The organism is Burkholderia sp. B21-005 (assembly GCF_020843965.1).
Taxonomy (GTDB): domain Bacteria; phylum Pseudomonadota; class Gammaproteobacteria; order Burkholderiales; family Burkholderiaceae; genus Burkholderia; species Burkholderia ambifaria.
The window spans coordinates 829,865-855,102 of sequence record NZ_CP086303.1; the positions used below are offsets into that span (position 1 = coordinate 829,865).

21 protein-coding genes are annotated in these 25,238 nt (G+C 68.1%); 11 read left to right on the top strand and 10 right to left on the bottom strand.

Annotation, left to right across the window (positions count from 1 at the left end; genetic code table 11):
* Positions 1-72 precede the first annotated feature (72 nt).
* Entirely contained in the window at positions 73-1,125 is a 1,053-nt protein-coding gene (locus LMA02_RS34220; protein WP_228910297.1) for an RNA-guided endonuclease InsQ/TnpB family protein, read from the top strand.
* Positions 1,126-1,144: 19 nt separating this feature from the next.
* Here LMA02_RS34220 and pqqB read toward each other — a convergent pair whose 3' ends face one another.
* The 3 genes from pqqB to LMA02_RS34235 all read right to left on the bottom strand — a co-directional run bounded on the left by pqqB (position 1,145) and on the right by LMA02_RS34235 (position 4,500).
* Positions 1,145-2,068, bottom strand: coding sequence for a pyrroloquinoline quinone biosynthesis protein PqqB (pqqB, locus tag LMA02_RS34225; RefSeq protein ID WP_228910298.1), 924 nt, complete (start codon positions 2,066-2,068; stop codon positions 1,145-1,147).
* Between the two features lie 64 nt (positions 2,069-2,132).
* Positions 2,133-2,207 (bottom strand): pyrroloquinoline quinone precursor peptide PqqA, encoded by a 75-nt coding sequence (gene pqqA, locus LMA02_RS34230; RefSeq protein ID WP_006410019.1) that lies wholly within the window; start codon positions 2,205-2,207, stop codon positions 2,133-2,135.
* Between the two features lie 292 nt (positions 2,208-2,499).
* Positions 2,500-4,500 carry a sigma-54-dependent Fis family transcriptional regulator gene (locus tag LMA02_RS34235; RefSeq protein WP_228910299.1) on the bottom strand — a complete coding sequence of 667 codons (2,001 nt, stop codon included), beginning with the start codon at positions 4,498-4,500 and terminating at the stop codon, positions 2,500-2,502.
* Between the two features lie 131 nt (positions 4,501-4,631).
* Here LMA02_RS34235 and LMA02_RS34240 point away from each other — a divergent pair, with 131 nt between their 5' ends.
* Positions 4,632-4,817 carry a hypothetical protein gene (locus LMA02_RS34240; RefSeq protein ID WP_228910300.1) on the top strand — a complete coding sequence of 62 codons (186 nt, stop codon included), beginning with the start codon at positions 4,632-4,634 and terminating at the stop codon, positions 4,815-4,817.
* Positions 4,818-4,843: 26 nt separating this feature from the next.
* Entirely contained in the window at positions 4,844-5,848 is a 1,005-nt protein-coding gene (locus tag LMA02_RS34245; protein ID WP_228910301.1) for an alpha/beta fold hydrolase, read from the top strand.
* On the opposite strand, the gene LMA02_RS34250 is transcribed toward LMA02_RS34245, so the two are convergent.
* Complete coding sequence (locus LMA02_RS34250; RefSeq protein ID WP_228910302.1) at positions 5,833-8,133, bottom strand: TonB-dependent receptor; 2,301 nt, start codon at positions 8,131-8,133, stop codon at positions 5,833-5,835. The two genes, LMA02_RS34245 and LMA02_RS34250, sit on opposite strands and share 16 nt — an antisense overlap.
* Positions 8,134-8,469: 336 nt before the next feature.
* Between LMA02_RS34250 and LMA02_RS34255 the strand changes: the two genes are divergently transcribed.
* From LMA02_RS34255 to proP, 8 genes are all read left to right on the top strand, one after another.
* Complete coding sequence (locus LMA02_RS34255; protein WP_228910303.1) at positions 8,470-8,838, top strand: hypothetical protein; 369 nt, start codon at positions 8,470-8,472, stop codon at positions 8,836-8,838.
* 14 nt (positions 8,839-8,852) lie between these two features.
* Positions 8,853-10,580 carry a methanol/ethanol family PQQ-dependent dehydrogenase gene (locus tag LMA02_RS34260; protein WP_228910304.1) on the top strand — a complete coding sequence of 576 codons (1,728 nt, stop codon included), beginning with the start codon at positions 8,853-8,855 and terminating at the stop codon, positions 10,578-10,580.
* A 75-nt stretch (positions 10,581-10,655) separates the two neighbouring features.
* Positions 10,656-11,921: a c-type cytochrome gene (locus tag LMA02_RS34265; RefSeq protein WP_228910305.1), complete on the top strand. Its 1,266-nt coding sequence runs from the start codon at positions 10,656-10,658 to the stop codon at positions 11,919-11,921.
* Between the two features lie 75 nt (positions 11,922-11,996).
* Entirely contained in the window at positions 11,997-12,314 is a 318-nt protein-coding gene (locus tag LMA02_RS34270; protein WP_228910306.1) for a high-potential iron-sulfur protein, read from the top strand.
* A 16-nt stretch (positions 12,315-12,330) separates the two neighbouring features.
* A complete protein-coding gene (locus LMA02_RS34275) occupies positions 12,331-14,196 on the top strand; it encodes a sigma-70 family RNA polymerase sigma factor (protein WP_228910939.1) in 1,866 nt (621 codons plus the stop codon).
* A gap of 244 nt (positions 14,197-14,440) precedes the next feature.
* A complete protein-coding gene (acs, locus tag LMA02_RS34280; protein WP_228910307.1) occupies positions 14,441-16,435 on the top strand; it encodes an acetate--CoA ligase in 1,995 nt (664 codons plus the stop codon).
* A 227-nt stretch (positions 16,436-16,662) separates the two neighbouring features.
* Entirely contained in the window at positions 16,663-17,730 is a 1,068-nt protein-coding gene (locus LMA02_RS34285; protein ID WP_228910308.1) for a porin, read from the top strand.
* A gap of 515 nt (positions 17,731-18,245) precedes the next feature.
* Positions 18,246-19,715: a glycine betaine/L-proline transporter ProP gene (gene proP, locus LMA02_RS34290; protein WP_228910309.1), complete on the top strand. Its 1,470-nt coding sequence runs from the start codon at positions 18,246-18,248 to the stop codon at positions 19,713-19,715.
* An 82-nt stretch (positions 19,716-19,797) separates the two neighbouring features.
* On the opposite strand, the gene LMA02_RS34295 is transcribed toward proP, so the two are convergent.
* The 6 genes from LMA02_RS34295 to LMA02_RS34320 all read right to left on the bottom strand — a co-directional run bounded on the left by LMA02_RS34295 (position 19,798) and on the right by LMA02_RS34320 (position 25,238).
* The gene (locus tag LMA02_RS34295; protein ID WP_228910310.1) at positions 19,798-20,622 is read right to left on the bottom strand and encodes an alpha/beta fold hydrolase; all 825 of its coding nucleotides are present in this window, start codon (positions 20,620-20,622) and stop codon (positions 19,798-19,800) included.
* Positions 20,610-20,810, bottom strand: a complete 201-nt coding sequence (locus tag LMA02_RS34300; RefSeq protein WP_228910311.1) for a hypothetical protein — start codon at positions 20,808-20,810, stop codon at positions 20,610-20,612. Before LMA02_RS34300 ends, LMA02_RS34295 begins: the two co-directional genes overlap by 13 nt.
* 14 nt (positions 20,811-20,824) lie before the next feature.
* Complete coding sequence (locus LMA02_RS34305) at positions 20,825-20,977, bottom strand: hypothetical protein (RefSeq protein ID WP_228910312.1); 153 nt, start codon at positions 20,975-20,977, stop codon at positions 20,825-20,827.
* A 19-nt stretch (positions 20,978-20,996) separates the two neighbouring features.
* A complete protein-coding gene (locus LMA02_RS34310; RefSeq protein WP_228910313.1) occupies positions 20,997-22,556 on the bottom strand; it encodes a methyl-accepting chemotaxis protein in 1,560 nt (519 codons plus the stop codon).
* Between the two features lie 139 nt (positions 22,557-22,695).
* Complete coding sequence (locus LMA02_RS34315; RefSeq protein WP_228910314.1) at positions 22,696-23,787, bottom strand: lactonase family protein; 1,092 nt, start codon at positions 23,785-23,787, stop codon at positions 22,696-22,698.
* A gap of 98 nt (positions 23,788-23,885) precedes the next feature.
* Positions 23,886-25,238: a TRAP transporter large permease gene (locus LMA02_RS34320; RefSeq protein WP_011661000.1), complete on the bottom strand. Its 1,353-nt coding sequence runs from the start codon at positions 25,236-25,238 to the stop codon at positions 23,886-23,888.

Here is a 25,238-nt window from a genome sequence, read left to right on the forward strand (position 1 = left end):
TTCGGGGCGGATGGCGGGAAGGAAAGGAGTGCTGTTGACAGGCAGCTTCTTCCACGGGTTAGGATCACCGGCATGATTCTTGTCTACCGCTACCGCGTGAAGTCGCTCAACGGACTGCTCAACAAGCAGAGCCGTGCGGTGAACTACGTCTGGAACTTCTGCAATGACACGCAGAAGCACGCGCTCAAGTGGAGCAAGAAATGGCCGACGGGATTCGATCTGAACGTGCTGACGACGGGGAGCAGCAAGGCGCTCGGCATCCACTCCGGCACGGTCAACGCGACGTGCGAGCAATATGCGAAGTCGCGCAGTCAGCGCCGTCGACCCTACCTGCGCTATCGCGGCAGGAAATCGCTGGGCTGGGTGCCGCTGAAGGGGCGTGACCTGAAGCGCGAGGGTGACGCATTCCGTTTCGCCGGCAACACGTTTCGGGTATTCCACAGCCGGGCGCTTCCCGAAGGCAAGATCAAGGATGGGACCACCTTTGCGCAGGATGCACGTGGCAACTGGTTTCTCAACATCGTGATCGAGATGCCCGATGTTCAGGCCCGCCCGGTCCGTTCCGGTGTTGGCATCGATCTCGGCCTGAAAGACTTCGCCACACTCTCGACCGGCGAAAAGCTGCCCAATGACCGATTCGGCCGACGCGCGGCGGAGAAACTGGCGAAAGCTCAACGGGCGCGCAAGCACAAGCGACATATCGCGAAGCTGCACGCCAAAGTGGCGAATGCCCGTGCCGATTTCCAGCACAAGCTCGCGCTCGATCTGGTGCGGCGTTTCGATTACCTCGCGGTCGGCAACGTGTCGGCCGCGAAGCTCGCCAGAACCAGGATGGCGAAGAGCGTCTACGACGCATCCTGGTCGTCCTTCCGAAACAAGCTCCGTTACAAGGCGATGGCGCACGGGGCCACGTTCGAGGAAGTCGACGAAAGCGGTTCTACCCAGTCCTGTTCGTCGTGCGGGTCGAAAGACAGCACGACGCGGCCGAAAGGTATCGCGGGACTGCGAATAAGAGAATGGGCCTGCAGTGACTGTGGTGTCGAGCATGATCGTGATATCAACGCTGCGCTGAACATTCTCCGATGCGGACGTGCATCGCCAGGTGTGGGAATCACCTGCCTTTAGGCGGGTGAGGACGTCAAGGTCAGATCTCGAATTGCATGCCGTCGTGGGCGACCTCGATGCCGTGCTCGCGCAACTGCGCACGCTGCGCTGAACCGGGGTCGAGAATCGGATTCGTGTTGTTGATGTGCGTGAGGACCTTGCGCGTATGCGCCGGCAACGGCCGAAGCCGGTCGATCATCCCCGGCTGCGCCGCGTCGCCGCACTGCGCGAGATGCCCCATGTCGGCCGCGTGCTTCGACGACAGGCCGAGGTCGATCATTTCCGTGCCGGTCCAGAACGTGCCGTCCACCAGCACGAGATCGGCGTCGCGCATCGCGGCGCGCACGTCGTCGTCGACGTCGGCGAGCCCCGGTGCGTAGAATGCCTGGCGGCCCGTGGCCACATCTTCGATCAGGAGTGCGATGTTGTCGCCAGGCACGCCTGCCGCACGCCGCGGCGAATAAGGCGGCGGCTTGCTGTCGACGGGCACGGCGGTGAAGCGGATGCCGCCGGCGCCGGGAATCGCGAACGGTTCGCCCGGCGCGATCGGGTGTACGTCGACGCCGCAGTAGTGGCCGAGCAGCGGCACGAGCGGCAGCCCCGTCGACAAATCGTCGAGTACGGGGGCGCTCGCGTACAGCGGCAACGGCGACGTGCGCTCGCGCAGCATCAGCAAGCCCGTCACGTGATCGATCTGCGCGTCGCACAGCACGACGGCGACGATCGCGCTGTCGCGGATCGCGCGGGCCGGCTGCAGGTCGGGATCGGCGCGCAGCTGCGCGAGGATGTCCGGCGACGCGTTCACCAGCACCCAGTCGATGCCGTCGCCGCTGACCGCGATCGACGATTGCGTGCGCGGCACGATGCCGTCGGTGCCGGCCCGCGCGCGACGGCAGTTGCCGCAGTTGCAGTTCCATTGCGGCAATCCGCCGCCGGCGCCCGAGCCGAGTATCTTGATCTTCATCTGCGTGTGCTCCCGGTGCCGCCCGCATCGTGTCCGTCGATGCGGGCGGCACTGCGCGCGTCGATCAGCGGTTGGCGATGTACATCGTGATTTCGAAACCGAAACGCAGGTCGGTATAAGCCGGCGTGGTCCACTGCATGATGTGTCTCCTTGTTGAGTGAGTGAGTCGATAACAACCGCATCGATCGAGCGGCCGATACCCATTCAGCAAGGAGCGTGCCGGGGCCGGATTTGTGTCGCGCAGCCGCGCGCGAGGACGTGCGGCAGCCGCCGGGTGGTCACGCCACCGGCATTATTTCTACTTCCATACATAGATATTTCATCAACCTTTCACCTAAGGCTCGCGGCATGCGTGTCCGGTTGAGCAGGTGTTGAATCCTTGAACACCGGGTGTTGCAACCTGACACACCCGTGGAACAGTCGCGCCGCCGTCAGCGCTCGTCGGGCTCCAGCGCATCGGGTCCGGCAGCCGGCATCTTGCGGTAGATCGTGTTGCGCGACACGCCGAGCGCCCGTGCAGCAGCAGACACGTTGCCGCCATGACGCGCGAGCGCGGCCGCAATCGCGGACGCGGCCACGTCCTGCAAGCGCGCATCGCAGGCCGCGAACGCAGGCGTTGGCGCGGCCTGCGGCTGGGTGCAGGCGCCTTGTGCCGCCGGCCCGTCGTCGGGCCGCACGTCGTCGAAGAAGTCGTCCGGCAAATGCTCGCAGCGGATCTCGCAGTCGTCGTCGACCATCGCGGCCGCCGTACGCAGCAGGTTCGCGAGCTGCCGGAAGTTGCCCGGCCACGCGCAGCGCTCGAACAGCGCCATCACGTCGGGCGCGACGCTCAGCGGCCGGCGCCCGGGCCCCGACAGCGTTTCCCGTTGCAGCATCTTCTGGACGACCACCGCGAGATCCGTGCGATCGCGCAGCGGCGGCAGGCGCACGACGAGGCCGTTGAGCCGGTAATACAGGTCCTCGCGAAAACGGTTCTGCGCAATCATGTCGCGCAGGTCGCGGTGCGTCGCGCAGATGATCGCGATGTCGACGCCGATCGCCTTCGTCGAGCCGAGCGGATTGACGATGCGCTCCTGCAGCACGCGCAGCAACCGCACCTGCAGCGGATACGGCATGTCGCCGATTTCATCGAGAAACAGCGTGCCGCCGTTCGCCTGCAGCAGCTTGCCGGTCGCGCCCTTGCGGCGTGCGCCGGTGAACGCCCCCTCCTCGTAGCCGAACAGCTCGGATTCGATCAGCGTCTCGGGAATCGATGCGCAGTTGACAGCGACGAACGGCCCGTCGCGGCGCGGCGAGTCGTTGTGGATCGCCTGCGCGAGCAGTTCCTTGCCGGTGCCGGTTTCGCCGGTGATCAGCACCGGAATGTCCTTGCCGATCACCTTGCGGACCTTCGCGATCACCGCCGCCACCTGCGGATCGCCGGTGTCGAGATAGCTGAGCCGCGACAGGTTCGCCGCGCCTTGCGCAGCCGGCGGCCGCGTGGCCGGCGCGGCGCCGTCGTGCACTTCGGCGGGCCGGCTGCCCTCGGCCCGCAACGCGCGCCGGAACTGCACGCGCGCGCAGACCACCGCGCCGTTGCCGAGGTTCAGCGACACGTGCGGCTCATTGCTTGCGCGCATCCGGTCGATCAGCTGCGCGCTCGTCACGTCGAACAGCGACGCGAGCGTATGCGCGCGCAGCGCGGCGAGCGGCATCCCGAGCTGGAACTGCGCGCTGCGGTTGGCCGACAGGAAACGGCCGTCCGCGGTAAACGCGACGATCCCTTCCATCAAGGTGCCGAGGAATTCGGGGCGACCGTGGAACGACACCTGCAGCGTCTCCTGGAAGGTCGTCGTGAACAGGTGGTTCTCGATCATCTGCACCGACATCTTCGCAAGCGCCATCGTGTGCTGGTGATAGCTGCGGTGATCGCCCGTCACGTCGAGCACGCCGATCGCGTCGCCGTACGGATCGAGGATCGGCACGCTCGAGCAGGTCAGGAAATGGTTCGCGGCCAGGAAGTGCTGGTCGCCGTGCACGACCATCGGGCACAGCTCCGCGAGCGCGGTGCCGATCGCGTTGGTGCCCTGCCGGTTCTCCGCCCAGTTCGCGCCGGGACGCAGCGCGACCCGTTCCGCGCGCCGCAGGAAATCGTCGTCGCCGATCGAATGCAGGATCAACCCTTCCGCATCGGTCAGCACGATCATGCTTTGCGTATTGACGATCTGCTCGTGCAGCGTCTCCATCACCGGCATCGCATGCACGCACAGCACGCGGTTCTGCTCGCGCTTGAGCGCCAGCGCGGCGCCGGACAGCAAGTCGTAGTCAGGACGTGCCGTCGCCTGCAGACCGAACGTCTCGGACCGCTCATGGGACTTCTGGATCGTCGGCGTCGGCCAGCCGGGCGCAGGCGTGGCCCGTGCGTTGGCCGTCGGATGAACGTCATCGCGCATTGTCTCCTCCGGGGATCCTTCCGGTCGGTGCCGGACTGTTTGTCCTGAATCAAGCAAACTTCGGGCCACGCTGCCTACGATGCTCCAGCCGAGCGTCGTGTATCGCGGCCTCAGCGCCCAATGAAAGCAAGATGCAAGCAACCGCCCGGCGCTCGCGACGCAAGCGGCGCGACGACAGCCGACGTGAGATCCATCGCGAATTCACCCGTCGCCGTTACCGGTCGATTCCGATCGTCGTTGCTGGCGCGATTCTGGCTTTGACGTCGGTCAAGCTGCGGCCGGTTTGGGCTTCCCCGCCGCATCGGCCATTACCCTGACTCCGACGCCTGAACGCCTCGACGACATGACGCACCGACCACACAGACCGCGCCGCGCTACTTCCGGCTCCCCGCCCGCCCTGTCCCGCGACGCATGCCGGATCGCGTGGACGGAAGCCGGCAATCCGCTCGGCCAGCCCGTCGTCGTGCTGCACGGCGGCCCCGGCAGCGGCAGCCGGCCCGCAGCGGTGCTGCATATGTTCGATCTGACGCGGGCGCGCGTCGTGCTGGTCGACCAGCGCGGCGCGGGTGCGTCGACGCCGCGCGGCGGCCTGCGTCACAACAATACGATGCGCCTGATCGGCGACCTCGACGCGCTGCGCGCGCAGTTGGGCATCGCACGCTGGGGTGTCGTCGGCGGATCGTGGGGCGCGGCGCTCGCGCTCGCATACGCGGGACGGCATCCGTCGCGCGTGACCGGCGTCGTGCTGCGCGGGTTGTTCCTCACGTCGACGCGCGAAGTGTGCGGCCTGTTCGTCGGCGCGCGTGCGCGGGCACCGCGGGCATGGCAGCGCCTGACCGCCGCCGCCGGCACCACGCGTGCCGATCGCCTGATCGGCTGCTGCGCGCGGCGTCTGCAGCCGGGCGCCGGGGCGGCGCGGCAACGCGCGGTCGCGCTCGCGTGGAGCGCATATGAAGACGCGATCCTGACCGGGCGGCCGGCACGCGGTGCGCGCCCGACCCAACGCACCGTCGACCGGCTGATCGACAAATACCGGATCCAGGCGCATTACCTGCAACGTGCGTGCTGGCTCGGCGAGCGCCGGCTGCTCGCGCTGGCGCGACAGGCCACACAGGCCGGCGTGCCGCTGCACGCCGTGCACGGCACGCGCGACCGCGTGTGCCCGGTCGACAACGTCGACCGTCTCGCGCGCGCGGTGCCGGCCGCCATCGTCGAGCGCGTGCGGGCCGGGCATCTCGCGAGCGACGCCGCGCTCGCGCATGGCGTCGCGCGCGCGGTGCGCGCGATGCTGACCGCCGCCGCCGACGCACCGCCGCATGCCGGATCGCCCGCTCAGTCCCACGCATAGCGCGCGCCGACCCACGCGCCGCGCGGCGCACCCGGCCCGACGAACAACTCGTTGACCGGATTGAGCCCGTCGAACGCGTGATTCGGGCCGTTGAAGAAGTTCCGCCCGAGCATCCCGAAGCTCGCGTAGCGCTTGTCGAGCAGGTTGGTGACCGACACGAACAGTTGCAGCTGCTTCGTGACCTGCCAGGTCGTGTCGAGGTCGATCAGGAAGTAGCCGGGGACCTTGCCGCTCGCGTCCTGGTTGTTCTCGTCGCCGCGCGCGAACACGCCGCTGCGGTACGTGATGTGGGTGCCGACGTTCCACTTCGGTGTCGCCGCATAGTCGAGCCGCAGCTTCACGGTGCTCGACGCAATGCCGGGAATGCGGTCGCCGGAGCGGACGACGATGTTGCCGTGCGCATCGGCGCTCGAATTGCTCGCGCTGCTTTCGGTCCACGTCGAACGGTAGCGGGCGTCGACATAGCTGTAGCCGACGCCGATCCCGACCGGCCCCAGCCGCGTATGGCCCGCGAGTTCGAAGCCTTGCCGGCGCGTCTTGCCGACATTCTGGAAATAGCCGAGCGTGCTCGCGCCGCCGTTGCTGCTGATGAACTGGATGTCGTCGTCGAGCGTCGTGTCGTAGACGGCCGCGCTCCACGTCGTCGCGTCGCCGGCCCGGCCGCGCGCGCCCAGCTCAAGCGTCTTCGCGATCACGGGCTTGAGCGCCGGATCGGCGAGGAAATCGTTCGGCAGCGAGCACGGCGCGGCCGGATCGGCGCACGCGAGCTCGATCGCGGTCGGCGAGCGCATCCCTTCGTTGTACGTCGCATACGCGGTGAACCCCGGCACCGGATTCCACGTGACGCCGACGGCCGGATTGAACCGCGAGAACGTGTGACGCGCGGTGAGCAACGGCTGCCGGCCACTCACGTCCTCGATCGCCGAGCGCGACCCGTTGTAGCGCCCGGCCAGCGTCAGCGACCATTGCTGCGTGAGCGCCAGCGTGTCGTCGAAGTAGACGCCGTAGTTCGCGTTGCGCGTCTTCGCGCGCGTCGTCTGCATGAAGTCGCCGATGCCGAGCGTCGCGCGCGTGTCCGTGAACGCCGCATCCTGCGACGACTGGTCGAAACCCGAGTTCGCGAGATCGGCGGACACGCCCACGACGAACTGGTTGTCCATGCCGGCGAGCTTGCCGAGCAGCGTCAGCTGCAGGTTCGCGCCGTAGCTGTCGGTCGTGATCACCGACCGGTCGTTGCTCGCCTGCACGGTGTCGGTCTGGCCGGCGGCGTCGACGCTGCCGAAATCGTCGTTCACGTTGCTGCTGGTATTGGCGTTGCGGTAGTGGCGGTAATAGACGTTGCCGCTGAGCTGCACCTGGTCGTTGAACGAATGATCGCCCGACACTGTGACGTACGCGGCGCGGTTGCGATTCAGGTCGGGATAGGTATAGGCCTGCGCGCGATTGTCGAGAAACGAGCGCGGAATCGTCTGCGTGCCTTGCAGCGCGTTGTCCGCCCCGCCGGCCGAGACCGACAGCGTCGTATCGGCGTCCGTGTAGCGCAGCTTGCCGAATCCCTGCCGCACGCGGCTCGCGTTGTGATCGGCCCAGCCGTTGTCGTTCGTGACGTTACCCGTCACGTAGTAGTCGAGGTGGCTGCCGATGCGTCCGCCCTGCTCGATCTGCACGGTCTTGCGTCCCCACGACCCGACCGACACCTGCACGGCGCCGCCCGGGCTCGTGCTGCCGTTCTTCGTCGTGATCGCGAGCGCGCCGCCCAGCGTGTTGAGCCCGTAGGTCGGATTCGAGCCGGGGATCAGCTGCATCGTGTCGATCGCCGCTTGCGGGATGAGATCCCAGTTCACGACGTCACCGAACGGCTCGTTGACGCGCACGCCGTCGACGAACACCGACAAGCCCTGCGGCGTGCCGACGACCGGCGACGCCGTGAAGCCTCGGTAGGTCACGTCCGCCTGGTACGGGTTGCCCTGTGCTTCGTCGACGTCGATGCTCGAGACGTTCTTCTCCAGATAGTCGGTCAATACGCTGTCGTGCTGACGCGCGATGTCGTCGCCGCGAATCGTCTGGACGTTGGCCGGCACGCGCGACAGCGGCGTGCCGATCCCGAGCAGCGGTGTCGTACCGACGACGACGATCGGCGCGAGCATCGGCGCATCAGTGTTGCCAGTCGGCTCGACCTGCGCGCATGCAGGCGTCAACCAGCCGCCGAGCATGCTGCCGACGCACAGCATGACGCCCGCGCGCCGGGCGACGAAGCGGCGCGTCGACGCATCGGTTTCCTTCATCTCCATGTCTCCTCTTTCTGTCTATTTATGTCGTTATCCATAACGATGCGTGGACGGCAATCGACGCTGCTTTAATCAACCGGAACTGCGGCCGGCATCAGTACGGTCATTGCGCTGTGTCACCGCACGCGATCGTTTGAGGTCGACAGCGGCAAGAAGCATGCCGACGCACGCACGGCCCCGCCGGCGCGATGCGACCGCCGCCATGCAGCGTCGCGCGGCGCGTCCCTGTTGCAGTTCGTGTCACCGCTGTCGCACCTGTCTCTATCTGGATCAGTGACGCGGCAGCGCTGGCCGTCACACGCCAAGGGCGAACGGCCCGTGGCTGCCGATTGCATGCGCCCCGTCACCGAGCACGATCGGGTCTCCCCTTCGACGCCGATCACCGATCATGCGCTGCGCGTGCACGCCTCCAAAGAGCGCACCGAACGAACACGCGCCATCGCACGCGATGCGCCGCGCACCGCCATCGACGCACTGTCATGTTTCGCAACACTCCGCCCGCGGCTGTCCCCGAACGCAACACCCGCGGATCACCCGCACTGCGTCGCACGCGTCGCCGCCGCGCGCGCAATCGGCCGCTGCGCGTTGCGCGGCAAGGCGCTCACCGCAGTGGCATGCGATTTGCATGATTGGCTGCGCACTGGACCCGGATCCCAACCCTGCCGGCCCGGCCACGCGTTGGCCGCGGTGCGACCACAATGACTCAGGAGACAACCATGAAAAAACTCTCGGCTTCGACGCGCCGACTGGCAACGATCGGCATCGCGGCAGCCGTCGCCATCGTCTTGAATCCCGGCCTCGTGGACGCCGCCGCGGACTATCCGGCCGTCACGTACCAGCGGCTCACGGACGCGCAACGCGATCCGGGCTGGCTCACCTACTACCGCACGTACAACGGCCAGTCGCATTCGCCGCTCAAGCAGATCGACACGTCGAACGTGAAGCAGCTCACGCAGGCGTGGAGCTACAAGTTTCCGGCCGAGTTGAAGCAGGGTTTCGAAGCCACGCCGATCGTCAACGGCCGCTACCTGTTCGTGACCACGCCGAAGGACAACGTGTACGCGTTCGACGCGGCCACCGGCGCGCAGCTGTGGAAATACGAGCCGAAGCTCGGCGCGGAATCGTTCAAGACGGCCTGCTGCGACGTCGTGAACCGCGGCGTCGCGCTGTACGGCAAGAACGTCTACGTCGCGATGCTGAGCGGCGAAGTGGCCGCGCTCGATGCGCAGACCGGCGCGCTCGTGTGGAAGAAGCAGATGTTCGAGCCGGGGCTCGGCTACGCGTTCTCGCTCGCGCCGCTCGCGATCGACGGCGCGATCGTCGTCGGCAGCTCGGGCGGCGAATACGGCGCGCGCGGCTTCATCGCCGCGCTCAGCCCGACCGACGGCGCACTGCTGTGGAAGCGCTTCACGATCCCCGGCCAGGGCGAGAAGCACGCCGATACCTGGCCCGACGGCATGCAGGCGCACGGCGGCGCACCGGCCTGGCTGACCGGCACCTACGACGCGGCGACGCGCACGCTGTACTGGGGCGTCGGCAATCCGGGGCCGTGGCTCGCGGACCTGCGCCCGGGCGACAACCTGTACTCCGATTCGCTGCTCGCGCTGGACCCGAAGAACGGCGACCTCAAGTGGCACTACCAGTACACGAAGCACGACACCTGGGACTACGACGGCGTCAACACGCCGGTGCTCGCGACGATCAAGTACAAGGGCAAGGAACACGACGCAATCATCCACGCGGACCGCAACGGCTACTTCCACGCGATCGATCGCGACACCGGCAAGCTGATCTATGCGGAGCCGTTCGTGAAGGCGACCTCGGTCACCGGCTACACGGAAGACGGCGCGCCGATCCAGGATCCCGCGAAGTATCCGAAGGTCGGCACGACGATCGACACGTGCCCGAGCTTCCTCGGCGGCAAGAACTGGTGGTCGGTGTCGTACGACCCGCAACGCCATCTTGCGATCGTGCCGGCGCTGCATGCGTGCATGAGCCTGTCGGGCAAGTCGGTCAACTACATGGAAGGGCTGCCGTATCTCGGCGAAGGCTTCGAGATCAAGCCCGAGCCGGGCAGCGAAGGCTACGGCGAACTCCAGGCGATCGACGTGAACACCGGCAAGAAGGTATGGAGCCACTGGAGCAAGCTGCCGTGGAACGGCGGCGTCGCGACGACCGCGAGCGGCCTCGCGTTCAGCGGCTCGCTCGACGGCCACCTGTACGCATTCGACGTGTCGACCGGCAAGGTGCTGTGGGAAAGCCCGAAGCTTGCGAGCGGGATCATCGCGCAGCCTTCGGTGTTTGAAGTCGATGGTAAGGAATACGTAGCGGTACTCGCCGGCTACGGCGGCGCGAACCCGATCTGGGGCGGGCCGATGGCCAAGGCGGCGGACGACGTGCCGCGCGGCGGCACGCTGTACGTATTCGCCCTCGACCGCGGCTGATCTCCACCCGGCCGACCGTATTGCGCCCGCGCCGCCGGCGCGGGTGCCTCCCCCGTTTCCAACCGAGCGACGATCATGAACCTTCCACTTTCCCGCCTCGCCGTGGCCTGCGCGCTCGCGGCAGGCACGGTGCTGCTCCCGGTGCCGTCCACGGCCGCGACGCCGGTGCGCGTCTGCTCGCTGCCCGGCACGCCGACGGCCGCGCTCGACAAGGCCGTCGCCCGCGACGTGTTCCGCACGGCCGGCATCGCCGCCACCTTCTCCGCGCACGACGCGGGCGGCAGCGACGACGACGGCGTGTCCGCGCACGAGCTCGCCGGCATCCTCGAACGCGATTGCGACGTGCTCGCCGGCTTCCCGCGCTCGGCGATCGCCGACGCATCCGATACGAAGCTGCTGTTCTCGCAGGGCTACCTGCGCTCGGGCTACGTGAGCGTCACGCGCCGCGACGCCGGCACCCCGACGGCCGGCCGCGAAATCGTCGCGGCCACCTACGCGAGCCCCGCGCAGCTGATCGCGGTCCAGCAGAAGGACGCGCGCTTCGATCTCGAGAACACGTCCGAGCAAACCGTCGACGCGGTCGCCCGCGGCCGCGCGCATCGCGCGATCGTCTGGTATCCGGCGGTCGTCGCGTATCAGGCCGCGCATCCGAAGCAGGCGTTCCGCATCGGCGCAACGTCGTCGCCGTATGCTGAGTGGCAGCTCACGTTCGCGTTCGCACCGCGCTCGGCCGCGCTGCAGCAGCGTATCGACGCGGCCCTCACGCACATGAAGAACAACGGCCGGCTGGCCGCGCTGACCCGCAAGTGGGCGCTACCCGGCAGCGCACTCGAAGCGCACGAGTCGCGCACGCCAACGCGCTTCCTCGACGGCGCGACGGCAGCCGGCGGCCGTCACCCGGGCGGCCTCCTGCGGGCGCGCAACGTGACTGCCGGCGGCGGCTTCATCCGCGTCGCCGCAGGCACCGGCGACCCCGCACCCACATTCGACGCCACACAAGCCGCGCACGGCAAGGAACTCTACGGCAATGCATGTGCGAAATGCCACGGCGCCGACCTCGAAGGCAACACCGCGCCCGCGTTGAGCGGCACGTCGTTCGCACCGCTGTCGCATTCGCACCTGACGATCGGCGGCGTGTTCGGCTACATGGCGACCAACATGCCGGCCGACCAGCCCGGCAAACTCAAGGACGACGAATACGCCGACCTGATGGCCTTCCTGCTCGCGTCGAACGGCTATATCGCCAGCAAGAACAAGCTGACGGCCAATGCCGCACGCGCGTCGACCGCGCCGCTCATCGCCGGCCCGGCTGCACACAAGGACGCGAACGCAAGCCAGTAACACCGGGCAAGCGGCTTCGCCACGCGATGCGGGCCGCGCCCGTCCCCACGATTTCATCTCGACCAGGACACGACCGTGACGTACCCGACCTCCCGCAGAATCTTCATCGTCAATACCCTCGGCCTGTGCGCCGCGCTCGCCGCCGGGCGCACGGCATGTGCGGCGCCGCCGCTCGTCGATGAGAACGACGCCGCCGCGAAGACGCTCGGCTATCGCGCACATGCGTCCGCCGTCGACGCCGCGCAGTTCCCGAAATACCAGGCCGGCCAGCGCTGCTCGAACTGCCGCTTCTACAAGGGCGAGGCGGCCGATGCGAGCGGCACGTGCCCGATGTTCGGCGGCAAGTCGGTCGCGGCGGACGGCTGGTGCAACGTGTATGCGAAGCGCGCGTGACGCGTCGCGCGACGGGATGCCGGCGCGGCACACACCGGCGCCCACGGCCGGCCGCGACGACGGCGCAGCGCCGCACGCCGTCGCGCATCTCCACGCGCTGATCGCGACCGGCCTGTCGCGCGGCTTCGTCACGCGCGGCGACATCATCGACGCGCTGCCCGACGATGATGCGAACGACAGCGGCGTCGATACGGTGGCGGCGGTGCTCGGCGAACTCGGCATCGCGGTGTGCGACAGCCCCGCTACCGCGAGCGGCTGGACACTCGAGCGCTACTTTCGGCCCGCGCCGCCCGCGCGCGCGTGGGCCGACGGCGCCGGCACGCTCGCCGCGGCCGACCTGCTCGCGCCGCGCACGACCGATCCGGTCCGGCTGTACCTGCGCGAGATGGGCACGACGCCGCTCCTCACGCGCGACGAGGAATTCGCGTACGCGCGGCGGATCGAGCGCGGCCGCGCCGCATCTGCCGCAGTGCTGTGCGGCGACCCCGATGCGCTCGACGCGCTCGTGTCGATCCGCGTCGAGATCGCGCAATGCCGGGCCGCCGCCTCGACCTATGTGATCTTTCTCGACGACGGCCCGCGCGACGACACGACGGCCGATCACGCCGAGGCGGACGCGTCGCCCACCGCCGCCGGCGAACCCGCGCGCGACGACGATACGGAGGCCGATGCGCAGACCGAGGATTCGGCCTGGCGCAACGCGGTCGTGGCGCGGCTCGCACGCATCGACGCACTTGCGCACGGCATGCGCGCGGCGCTCGCGTCCGGCGGCAGCGCTTGCGCCGCATATCGCTCGCACGTACGTGACGCCGCGGCACTGCTCCGCACCTTGGGCTTGTCTGCCCGCGCGCTCGAGCGAATGAGCGAGCCGTTGCGCGGCCGCGCACGCCGGCACCGCGCGTTGCGGGGCCGGCTGGAGCGGATGCTGGCCGACGTCGGCGTCCCGCCGTCGTTCGCGCAGGCGGCCGACGACGATCACGCCGGCTGGCTCGCGTCATGCATCGCGGTCCACCCGGCCTGCGCGCCGACGCTGACGAGACGGGCGGCCGAGTTCGTCGATGCACGCGACGCGATCGCGCGCGCTGCCCGCGCATCGGAACTGCCGCCCGGCGCGACCGCGTCGCTCGATGCACGGCTCGGCGCGATCGAACGCGCGATGCAGCCGGCGAGGACGGGTTTGTTCGATGCGAACCTGCGACTCGTCGTGTCGATTGCGAAGCGCTATCCGGATCGCGGCCTGCCGTTCGCCGACCTGATCCAGGAAGGCAACATCGGACTGTTGAAGGCCATCGAGCGCTACGACTACCGGCGCGGCTTCCGGTTCTCGACTTACGCGACCTGGTGGATCCGGCAGGCGATCACGCATGCGCTCGCCGACCTCGGCCGCACGATCCGCGTGCCGACGCATACGGTCGACGCGCTGAACAAGCTGTCGCGGCTCGCGCGCGAGCATCGGCAGCGCGCGGGCACCGCGGCGACGCCGGCCGAACTGGCCGTCCACATGGGCGAGCCGGTCGACAAGGTGCGCGACCTGATGGCCATCGTGAAGGAACCGGTCTCGGCCGACGTGCCGGTCTCGCCGGAAGGCGACATGACGTTCGCCGACGTCGCGCCGGACACGTCGACGCCTTCTCCCGAAGACGCGGCCGGCGCCACGCAGTTGCGCCGCACGATCGCCGCGGTGATCGATCGGCTGCCGCCGCGCGAGGCGATGGTCCTCAAGCTGCGCTATGGGCTGCACACGGACGAAGGCTGCTCGCTGCGCGACATCGGCCGCCAGTTGAACCTGTCCGCCGAACGCGTGCGGCAGATCGAGGCGTCGGCGCTCGCCCGCCTTCGTGCGTCCGACACGCTCGGCCTGCTCCGGTCGTTCATCGCGTAGCACGTGGCGGCATCGCGGGCGGCGCTCACCGCACGCCGTGTTGACGTCTGCAACACGTCTGCTGCATTTCGACGCAAGCGGCAAGCCGACAGGTACACCGACCGTCCTCTTTTTCATTGCTTTGCAGTGCAGATCGATCGACGGGAACAGCATGACAGAGCGCACACACGCCGCTCCGTTCGAATATCCAAGCGATTGGCATGCAAGTTGCGTTTCAACCCTCAGGCCACACACTACGATTTCCATGGAGAACACCTTGACCGCCCTCGTATCGATCCTTCAGGAACGCCGAATCTTCGAACCGACGGCCGACACGCGCGAGCGCGCAACCCTTTCCGGCATGCCGGCCTACCAGGCGCTGGCCGCCGAAGCCGAGCGCGATTACGAGGGCTTCTGGGCGCGTCTTGCCCGCGAAGGCCTCAGCTGGCACAAGCCGTTCACGAAGGTGCTCGACGAGAGCGACGCACCGTTCTACAAGTGGTTCGACGACGGCGAACTCAACGCGTCGTACAACTGCCTCGACCGTCACGTCGAAGCCGGCAACGGCGAGCGCGTCGCGGTGATCTTCGAGGCCGACGACGGCACCGTCACGCGCGTCACCTACGCCGCTCTCCTCGCACGCGTGTCGCGCTTCGCGAATGCGCTGAAGAAACGCGGGATCGCGAAGGGCGACCGCGTCGTCATCTACATGCCGATGTCGATCGAAGGCATCGTCGCGATGCAGGCCTGCGCGCGCATCGGCGCGACCCACTCGGTCGTGTTCGGCGGCTTCTCCGCGAAATCGCTGAACGAGCGGCTCGTCGACGTCGGCGCGGTCGCGCTGATCACCGCCGACGAGCAGGCGCGCGGCGGCAAGACGCTGCCGCTCAAGAGCATCGCCGACGAGGCCATCGCGATGGGCGGCTGCGAAGCGGTGAAGAGCGTGGTCGTCTATCGCCGCACCGGCGGCAAGGTCGACTGGCACGCCGGGCGCGACCTGTGGATGCACGAACTCGCGGACGCCGAGTCCGACGCGTGCCCGCCGGAATGGGTCGGTGCCGAGCATCCGTTGTTCATCCTGTATACGTCGGGCTCGACCGGCAAGCCGAAGGGCGTGCAGCACAGCACGGGCGGCTACCTGCTGTGGGCCGCGCAGACGATGAAGTGGACCTTCGACTGGAAGCCGACCGACGTGTTCTGGTGCACGGCCGACATCGGCTGGGTCACGGGCCACACGTACATCACGTACGGCCCGCTCGCGTGCGGCGGCACGCAGGTCGTGTTCGAGGGCGTGCCGACCTATCCGGACGCCGGGCGCTTCTGGAAGATGATCGGCGATCACAAGGTCACCGTGTTCTACACCGCGCCGACCGCGATCCGTTCGCTGATCAAGGCCGCCGAAGCCGACGACAAGGTGCATCCGAAGAGCTATGACCTGTCGAGCCTGCGCATCATCGGCACCGTCGGCGAGCCGATCAATCCGGAAGCGTGGATGTGGTACCACAAGCACGTCGGCCAGGAGCGCTGCCCGATCGTCGACACGTGGTGGCAAACCGAAACCGGCGGCCACATGATCACGCCGCTGCCGGGCGCGACGCCGACGGTGCCGGGTTCGTGCACGCTGCCGCTGCCGGGCATCATGGCCGCGGTGGTCGACGAGACCGGCCAGGACGTGCCGAACGGGCAAGGCGGGATCCTGGTCGTCAAGCGGCCGTGGCCGGCGATGATCCGCACGATCTGGGGCGACCCGGAGCGGTTCAGGAAGAGCTACTACCCGGAGGAACTCGGCGGCCGGCTGTACCTGGCCGGCGATGGCACGGTGCGCGACAAGGACACCGGCTACTTCACGATCATGGGCCGCATCGACGACGTGCTGAACGTGTCGGGCCACCGGCTCGGCACGATGGAGATCGAGTCGGCGCTGGTCTCGCATGAGCTGGTGGCGGAAGCGGCGGTGGTCGGCCGTCCGGACGACACGACGGGCGAGGCGGTGGTCGCGTTCGTGGTGCTGAAGCGTTCGCGTCCGGAGGGCGAGGAAGCGGCGGCGCTCGCGAAGACGCTGCGCGACTGGGTCGGCAAGCAGATCGGGCCGATCGCGAAGCCGAAGGACATCCGCTTCGGCGACAACCTGCCGAAGACGCGCTCGGGCAAGATCATGCGGCGCCTGCTGCGCTCGCTCGCGAAGGGCGAGGCGATCACGCAGGACACGTCCACGCTCGAGAACCCGGCGATCCTCGACCAGCTCGGCCAGTCGCTCTGAATCACGGGGCCGGCACCGGCCGGCCCCACCCGACTTCCTCGACGCACGCGCGTTCCGGCGCCCATCCGGCCATGAACGCGTCGCGCGCGGCCGACACCCTGCCGCGCACGTGCGTCCCGTCGCGCCCCACCCTGCGTGCGCGGCCTGCACGACGGACCCGCCATGCGCGGCGTGCGTCACATCCCCTGTTCGATGCATGGACGTACAACAACACTGGAGACATCCCAATGAAAAACAGAATCGTGATCGGTTGCGCCGCGCTGGCGGGCGCGATGGCCAGTAGCAGCGCCTTCGCGCAAAGCAGCGTGACGCTGTACGGCAACCTCGACGCCGCATTGCTGTACACGAGCAAGACGCTCGATGCCGCCACCGGCGCGAACGCAGGTCATCAGTTCGCGATGACCGACACCGGCATGACGCCGACGACCTTCGGGATGACCGGCACCGAGGATCTCGGCGGCGGCCTCAAGGCGAAATTCCAGCTCGAAAGCGGCTTTGCCGTCACCAACGGCGCGTTCGCCCATTCGAACGGCAACTTCTTCGGCCGCCAGGCGTGGGTCGGGCTCGACGGCGACTTCGGCACGCTCAAGGCCGGCGTGCAGTACTCGCCGTTCCTGCTCGCGATCTTCGATTCGGATCCGCGCAACTTCTCGCACTTCGGCAGCGGGCTGATCAACTACGTCGACAACGTGCTCGTGACGGGCCTGTTCAACCCGAACGCCGTGTCGTATACGAGCCCGACGATCGCCGGCCTCACCGGCAGCGCGATGTTCGCGTTCGGCGGCAAGGCCGGCGACTTCCAGGCCGGACGCCAGTATTCGGCGAGCGTCAAATACGAGCATGACGGCTTCATGATCAACGCCGCGTTCTACGACGGCAACGACGGCACCAACCCGACGCCAACGCCGAGCACCGTCGCGTTCGTCGGCCGCACGATCGGCGCCGCGTACCGGTTCGGCCCGGTCACCGCGAAGGCGTCATTCGCGAGCTACAAGGTCGGCGGATCGTTCAGCAACAACGTGTACGGCGGCGGCCTCGACTACCAGGCGACGCCGGCGGTCGACCTGAACGGCGGCGTCTGGTTCACCAGCGACCGCAACGACACGGCCAATCACTCGCTGCTCGCGGCTGTCGGCACGACCTACAGCCTGTCGAAGGCCACCGCGCTGTACGCACAAGTCGCGGTGGTCAACAACCACGGCGCCATGAACACCGGGCTCGGGATCAACAACGCGCTTTACGCGGTCACCGGGACGACCGTCGGCGCGAACCTCGGGATTCGCCACCTGTTCTGATGCGCGGAGGCGGCGGTTGCCTTTGCCGAATCGCCGCCTTTCTGCATTCGCAGTCCGAAGCATCTTGCGCCGGATCCGGCGCGCGACGGCGCTTCCGGATTCGGCGCGGCTTCCATCGCGGGCGAATCCGTGCACGATGTATCGGCCGCGGCGGCCGCATCATGCCCGCACGATCCGCGACGCGCCGCGTCTTTCGCGTCGCGGCCCCGGTATAGACCGCCATCGGCGCATCCCGGACGGCCGGACCCTTGCGGGGCGCCGGCACGCCGAGTTGGCCGCCTGCGCCATCCGTGTCGTTTACGACCGGTTTCCGGGCGCATGACCGATAGTCCAGTTTCCCCGTTTCTCTACACTGCTTCACACCGACACACACTTGCCGGGTGTCCCGTGGCGCGCGCCGCGCCCTCGACATCACGGCGATCCAGAGACAATCGCCTTCGTCCCCGACGGTCCCGCGCCCGCCCCGCCGCGCGCGCCTGCTCGACCCGCCGCGAAGGCCCTTCCAGGAGCGTTCATTGAGTTCATCGCAAGCGCACCCCGCGAAAGCCCGGTCTTCGCGCAAGGCCCTGAAGCTGGACGACATCACGATCGTCGACCCGGCCGTCCTGAAACGTGCGGTCGGGGCCATGGCGTTCGGCAACGCAATGGAATGGTTCGACTTCGGCGTCTACAGCTATATCGCCGTCACGCTCGGCAAGGTGTTCTTCCCGTCGAGCAGCCCGTCCGCGCAGCTGCTCGCGACCTTCGGCACGTTCGCGGCCGCGTTCCTCGTGCGCCCGCTCGGCGGCATGGTGTTCGGCCCGCTCGGCGACCGCATCGGCCGCCAGCGCGTGCTCGCCGCCACGATGATCATGATGGCCGTTGGCACCTTCGCGATCGGCCTGATTCCCAGCTATGCGTCGATCGGCATCATGGCGCCCGTGCTGCTGCTCGTCGCCCGCCTCGTGCAGGGCTTCTCGACCGGCGGCGAATACGGCGGCGCCGCCACCTTCATCGCCGAGTTCGCGACCGACAGGCGCCGCGGCTTCATGGGCAGCTTCCTCGAGTTCGGCACGCTGATCGGCTACACGCTCGGCGCGGCCACCGTCGCGGTGCTGACGGCCACGCTGTCGCAGGAAGCGCTGTTGTCGTGGGGCTGGCGCGTGCCGTTCTTCATCGCCGGTCCGCTCGGCCTCGTCGGCCTGTATGTGCGGCTCAAGCTCGAGGAAACGCCCGCGTTCAAGAAGGAAGCCGAATCACGCGAAGCGGACGAACGCTCGCGTCCGAAGCAGTCGTTCGGCACGCTGCTCGTCGAACAGTGGAGGTCGCTGCTCCAGTGCGTCGGCCTCGTGCTGATCTTCAACGTGACCGATTACATGGCGCTGTCGTACCTGCCGAACTACCTGTCGGCAACGCTGCACTTCAACGAGACGCACGGCCTCTTCATGGTGCTGCTCGTGATGGTGCTGATGATGCCGATGACGCTCTACGCGGGCCATCTGTCGGACCGCGTCGGCCGCAAGCCGGTGATGATGGCCGGCTGCGTGGGCCTGCTCGTGCTGTCGGTGCCGGCGCTGCTGCTGATCCGCACGGGCGGGATGCTGCCCGTGTTCGGCGGGATGCTGATCTACGGCACGCTGCTGTCGACTTTCACCGGCGTGATGCCGTCCGCGCTGCCCGCGCTGTTCCCGACGCGGATCCGCTACGGCGCGCTCGCGATCGGCTTCAACGTGTCGGTGTCGCTGTTCGGCGGCACGACGCCGCTCGTCACCGCATGGCTCGTCGATCGCACCGGCGACCTGATGATGCCGGCCTACTACCTGATGGGTGCGTCGTTCATCGGCATCGTGTCGGTGCTCGCGCTGCGCGAAACCGCGCGACGGCCGCTGCCCGGCTCTGCGCCGTGCGTCGCGAGTCGTGCGGAGGCGCAGGACCTGATTCGCCGCGGCGCCGACGAAGGCCGTGTGCGCGACCGCAAGTTCACGCCGATCGGCGAACGCGCGTAACACGCGTAACACGCCGGGCCGCATCACGCAGGCCGCATCACGCGACGCCGCGCGGCAGCCGCCGGCGTCGCGCGCATGACGGTCAGGCCGTCGCGAGTTGCTGCTCGTCGAACCAGTCGAGCAGCATCCGCGTGACGAACGCGGGATTCTCCAGGTTCGAGATATGGCCGGCGTCCGGCACCAGCGCGTGGCGGCAGCCGATCACGCTCGCCATCTTCACCGTCTCGGACGGCGGGCGCGCCATGTCGCCCGCGCCGCACATCAGCAGCGTGCGTTCGGCGTCCAGGTCGGCGAGCGCGGCGAGCGTATCGGGCCGCCCGAAGATCAGCCGACCGAGCGGGGCGATCGATTCCCGCAGCCGGTCGGCCGGCAGCTTCGCGAGCGCCGCGCGAAACGCGCTCGGCACCGGGTCGGCCAGGTTCACGTCCGGCCGGAAGAACAGCGGCACGATCGCGTCGAGCAGCGGCGGCACGATGCTGCCCGCGGCGGCGATCGCATCGAGCATCGCGAAGTAGCGCAGCCGCGTCGCCTCGGGTTCGGCCTCCAGCGACGCATCCATCAGCACGAGCGAGCGCACGCGCCGCGGTTCGCGCAATGCGAGACGCGCCCCCCACATGCCGCCGACGCTGAGCCCGACGACCGCGCACGCGTCGATCTCCAGCGCATCGAGCAACGCGCTCGCGTGTGCGGCGAGATCGTCGAGCGTCTGCGTGTCGTCGGGCAGCGGACCCGACGCGCCATGCCCCCACAGGTCCGGCACGATCACGCGATACCGGCGCGACAACGCGTCGATCTGCGGCGCCCACATCGCCGCGTCCCACAGATAGCTATGCCCGAGCAGCACCGGAAAGCCGGTACCGTGATCCTGGTAATGCAGGGTGCTGTGTTGAATGGTCACTGCGGGCATCGCGCCTCCGGGTTCATGTACGTATGGACGATCGACGGCGGCCCGCATCCGGGCGCCTTGGTCAGCGGCGTATTGCGACGCACGCGAAGCCGCGAATCATCGCACAGGTAGCGGCGTTTGCGGATGACGAGTAACGCGTGTGGCGGCAACGACTCGCCGCGCGACGCGAGCGCGGAGTCGTCATCCATGCGGCGCGCGGACGCTAGCCGACGCGATACAGCGGCAGCACGTTGCTGCCCGCGTTGTCCGGGGGCGCCTGGGGCGGAACGCTGGCTTCGTCGAGCAGCCAGTTGGTGAGCACCGCGACGAGCACGAGCGGCACGCCCCACCCCCCTTCACGCGCCGATCCGCACACGGCCGCTCCGGTCAGGCATTCACCGCGCCCGCGCAATCCGGAACACCGACATCGCGGCCTGCATCGAACCGGCCTGCTGCTCGAGCGCGCTCGCGGCGGCACTGGCCTGCTCGACCAGCGCCGCGTTCTGCTGCGTCATCTGGTCCATCTGCGTGACCGCCTGGCCGACCTGGTCGATCCCCGCGCTCTGCTCGACGGTGGCCGTCGTGATCTCGGTCATGATCGTCGCAACGCGCCGCACCGACGACACGATCTCGTCCATCGCGCGCCCGGCCTGCGACACGAGCGCATTGCCGTCGCGCACGTCATCGATCGACGCGCCGATCAGCTGCCGGATCTCGCGCGCGGCGCTCGCGCTGCGCTGGGCCAGCGTACGCACCTCGCCCGCGACGACCGCGAAGCCGCGCCCGTGCTCGCCCGCGCGCGCCGATTCGACCGCCGCGTTGAGCGCGAGGATGTTGGTCTGGAACGCGATGCCGTCGATCATCCCCGTGATCTCCGCGATCTTCTGCGAGCTCGTGTTGATCACGCCCATCATGTCGACCGCGCGGCCGACCAGTTCGCCGCCGTGCTGGGCGAGGTCCGCCGCGCTCGCGGCGAGCGTGCTCGCCTGCTGCGCGTTGTCCGCGTTCTGGCGTACCGTCGACGTCAGCTGCTCCATGCTCGCGGCCGTTTCCTCCAGCGACGCGGACTGCTGTTCAGTGCGGCTCGACAGGTCGAGGTTGCCCGCGGCGATCTCGCGCGCGGCCGTGTGAATCGCGTCGCTGCTGTCGCGCATGCCGGTAACGGTCGTCGCGAGGCCGGTCTGCATCCGCTTCATCGCCGCGAACAACTGGCCGATTTCGTTGCGGCCGGCATCGGGCACGTTCACGGTCAGGTCGTTCGACGCAATCCGGTCGAGCAGCGCGGCCGCGTTCGCGAGCGGCCGCGACACGATCGCGCGCAGCGCGAAGTGCGTCGCGGCGATCAGCGCGAGCGCCAGCGCGACACCGAGGCCGACCATCGCGACGATGCGCGTGTACGCGGCGTTGTCGTCGTCGATCGTGTCTTCCGCCAGCTGGTTGGCCGTGCGCTGGAATTTCTCGACGTTCGCCGAATACACCTGGCCGGCGAGCGTGATTTCCTTATCGTTGATCTCGGCATACGCGGCGGTATCGCCGTTGCGCAGCGCGTCGCTCGCGCGGGCGAGGACGCTCGCGAGATGCGTCGACGATTCGACCAGCGCCTGCTTCAGGTCGGCACCGAGGCTGCCGATCGGCGCGGTGTCCTTGAACGCCAGCGTTTCCTTCGCCGACAGATCGAACGTGCGCTGCGCGCTTTGCAATGCCGAGTCGCGCTGCGCCGGGTCGTTGTGTTCCTTCAATGCCGAATACGCGCGCACGAGCGCCGAGCGGGTACGCGTGCTGTCCTTGTACGCATCGTTGACGAGCGACGTCTGCGTTGCGATGGCGTGCAGGCGTTTCGCGTTCGTGTTCGCGCTGCCGAGCGCAACAACCCCGACGATGCCGCCGACGATGATCATCGCTGCAAACGTGGCCAGCACGGCGAGCAAACTGTTTTTTACCTTCAGATCGCGCATGGTGAATCGACTCTCGAAGTTATCCCTAGTCGGTTAACGACAGCGGCTGGTTCAACTTGAGTCGATCGAGCGCAATGTCGATACGCGGCCCATGCATCGCAGGCAGGCGCGCATCGCGCTTCGCGCTTCGTCGCGCGGATCAGTTCGTCCCGTCGTACGTGACGATCTCGACCCAGTTCGCACCCTTGCCGACCGGATACTTGCCGATCGCGTCGAGGTGGCCGGTGTGCCGGTCGATCCGGTACACCGCGAGCGTCGGCGACAGTTGCCCGGCCGCGAGCAGATACGTGCCCGACGGATCGATCGCGAAGCCGCGCGGCTGCCGCTCCGTCGCGAACGTACCGATTCGCGCGAGCCGGCCCGACGCCGCATCGACACGGTACGCCGCGAGCGTGCTCGACGTGCGCTCCGACGCGTAGAGGAATGTGCCGTCCGGCGTCAGATGCAGATCCGCGCCCCACGGTTTGTCGCCATGAAAATCCGGCGGCAGGATCGACACCGTCTGGATCGGCCGCGCATCGGCGCCGCCATGCGACAGCGCAAGCACGTGCAGCTTGCCGTCGAGCTCGTCGATCAGGTATGCGAACCGCCCGTTCGACGAAAACACGAAATGGCGCGGGCCCGACTTCTCCGGCAGCCGGTAGGCGGGCTCGGCCGTGTCGGTCAGCGTACCGGTCGACGCATCGAACGGCAGGCGCAGCCATGCATCGGCGCCGAGCACCGACGCGAACGCGTAGCGGCCGTCCGGCGACTGGCGGATCGCATGCGCCATCGGGCCGGTCTTCACTGTCTGCTGCACGTCGCCGGCCACGCCGTTCTCGGCGATCCGATTGACCGCAAGCAGGTTGCCGCCGTACGACGCCGAGAACAGGTAGTGGCCCGACGCATCGGTCGACACATACGCCATGCTGTCCGCGAGCGGCGCGCGGCCCAGCTCGATCAGCCGCCCGTCGAGCGGATTGATCGCGAAGCTGACGACGCGATACGGCGTCGAGCGCAGCGCCGCGTACAGCCGGTGATGATCGGGCGACAACGCCATCGGCATCACGGTGCCGTCGACCGGCACGGTTTCGATCGCGCGCAGCGCGCCGGTCGACGTGTCGACGCCGAACACCGAGATGTCGCGGCTGTCGCCGTTCGATACGTACGCATACGTCGCGGCATGCGCGAGCGATGCGGCCAGCGCGAATGCGGCGGCCGCGACGGCGCGCCATGCTGTCTTCTGGTTCATGGGGATACGCTATACGTGATACGTGAAGAAACCGTTGACGTGATTGCGGCGCCGGACCCCCTCGGTCGTCCGGCGCCGCGACAGGCAAGGCCAGGCGGTCAGAACACCGCGTGGCCGCTGATCAGGCTCGGCAGCCAGGTCGAGAAGAACGGCATATACGTGACGATGTTGATCGCACTGAAGATCGCGAGGTAGTACGGCCACGCCATCTTCGTCGTCTCGCCGATCGACACGTTGCCGATCGCGCAGCCGACGAACTGCACCGAGCCGATCGGCGGGTGCACGAGGCCGAGCGAGCAGTTCAGCAGCAGCATGATTCCGAACTGCACCGGCCCGACGCCGCACGCCATCGCGATCGGCAGGAACAGCGGCGTAGTGATCAGGATGTGCGCGGCCATGTCGACGAACGTACCGAGGAACACCTGGATGATGTTGATGTACAGCAGCATCAGCCACGGCGCGGCGGTCGACTGCTTCAGCAGCCCCTCGATCGCATCCGGAATCTCCAGGTACGACATCTGGAAGCGCAGCATGTTCGACACGGCGATCAGCAGCAGCACGACGCCCGTCGTGCGCGCCGCATGCGACAGCGCACGGCGCAGCTTCGCGACGGTCAGCGTGCGGTACACGATCGCGGTCAGCACGAGCGAATACACGACGGCGATCGCGGCCGCTTCGGTCGCGGTGGCAATCCCCTTCGCCACACACACGAGGATGATCGCGATCACCATCAGGCCCGGCACCGCGCCGACGAAGCTGCGCAGCACCGCATACCAGCCCGGGAACGACGGCAGCGCGGACGAGCCGTCTTCACGGCGCGGATAGCCGTGACGCACGGCCTGCCAGTACGCGGCGACGAGCACGAAGCCCATCACCCACAACACCGGCAGCAGCCCGGAGAACAGCAGGTCGCCGATCGACACGCCGCTCACCTGCTGGCCGTGCAGCATCCCGGTGATCCCCTGCGCGGCGAACGCGTAGATGATCATGTTGGTCGAGGTCGGCATCAGCGCGCCGGCGAGCGACGCGTGGGTCGTCACGTTGACCGCGTAAGCCGCGCTGTAGCCTTCGCGCTTCATCAGCGGAATCACCACGCCGCCCATCGCCGACGTATCGGCGGTCGGCGAGCCCGACACGCCGCCGAACAACGTGCATGCGACCACGTTGGCCATCCCGAGGCCGCCGCGGAAATGGCCGACGGTCGCCTGCGCGAAGCGCAGGATCCGGTCCGCGATGCCGCCATGCAGCATCAGCTCGCCGGAGAAGATGAAGAACGGCACCGCGAGGAACGAGAACGCGTTCATCCCCGAGATCATCGACTGCATCGCGGTCGCGATCGGCAGCCCTTCGACCAGGTAGGTCAGCACGCAGGAAATGCCGAGCGCGAACGAGACGGGCACGCCAAGCACGAGGAAAATCAGAAAACTGACGGACAGGATCGCGAGTTCCAT

Coding starts and splice junctions, on each gene's coding strand:
- LMA02_RS34220 (WP_228910297.1), top strand. CDS start 73: ATGATTCTTGTCTACCGCTACCGCGTGAAGTCGCTCAACGGACTGCTC.
- pqqB (WP_228910298.1), bottom strand. CDS start 2,068: ATGAAGATCAAGATACTCGGCTCGGGCGCCGGCGGCGGATTGCCGCAA.
- LMA02_RS34235 (WP_228910299.1), bottom strand. CDS start 4,500: ATGCGCGATGACGTTCATCCGACGGCCAACGCACGGGCCACGCCTGCG.
- LMA02_RS34240 (WP_228910300.1), top strand. CDS start 4,632: ATGCAAGCAACCGCCCGGCGCTCGCGACGCAAGCGGCGCGACGACAGC.
- LMA02_RS34245 (WP_228910301.1), top strand. CDS start 4,844: ATGACGCACCGACCACACAGACCGCGCCGCGCTACTTCCGGCTCCCCG.
- LMA02_RS34250 (WP_228910302.1), bottom strand. CDS start 8,133: ATGAAGGAAACCGATGCGTCGACGCGCCGCTTCGTCGCCCGGCGCGCG.
- LMA02_RS34255 (WP_228910303.1), top strand. CDS start 8,470: ATGCGCCCCGTCACCGAGCACGATCGGGTCTCCCCTTCGACGCCGATC.
- LMA02_RS34260 (WP_228910304.1), top strand. CDS start 8,853: ATGAAAAAACTCTCGGCTTCGACGCGCCGACTGGCAACGATCGGCATC.
- LMA02_RS34265 (WP_228910305.1), top strand. CDS start 10,656: ATGAACCTTCCACTTTCCCGCCTCGCCGTGGCCTGCGCGCTCGCGGCA.
- LMA02_RS34275 (WP_228910939.1), top strand. CDS start 12,331: ATGCCGGCGCGGCACACACCGGCGCCCACGGCCGGCCGCGACGACGGC.
- acs (WP_228910307.1), top strand. CDS start 14,441: ATGGAGAACACCTTGACCGCCCTCGTATCGATCCTTCAGGAACGCCGA.
- LMA02_RS34285 (WP_228910308.1), top strand. CDS start 16,663: ATGAAAAACAGAATCGTGATCGGTTGCGCCGCGCTGGCGGGCGCGATG.
- LMA02_RS34295 (WP_228910310.1), bottom strand. CDS start 20,622: ATGCCCGCAGTGACCATTCAACACAGCACCCTGCATTACCAGGATCAC.
- LMA02_RS34300 (WP_228910311.1), bottom strand. CDS start 20,810: ATGGATGACGACTCCGCGCTCGCGTCGCGCGGCGAGTCGTTGCCGCCA.
- LMA02_RS34310 (WP_228910313.1), bottom strand. CDS start 22,556: ATGCGCGATCTGAAGGTAAAAAACAGTTTGCTCGCCGTGCTGGCCACG.
- LMA02_RS34315 (WP_228910314.1), bottom strand. CDS start 23,787: ATGAACCAGAAGACAGCATGGCGCGCCGTCGCGGCCGCCGCATTCGCG.
- LMA02_RS34320 (WP_011661000.1), bottom strand. CDS start 25,238: ATGGAACTCGCGATCCTGTCCGTCAGTTTTCTGATTTTCCTCGTGCTT.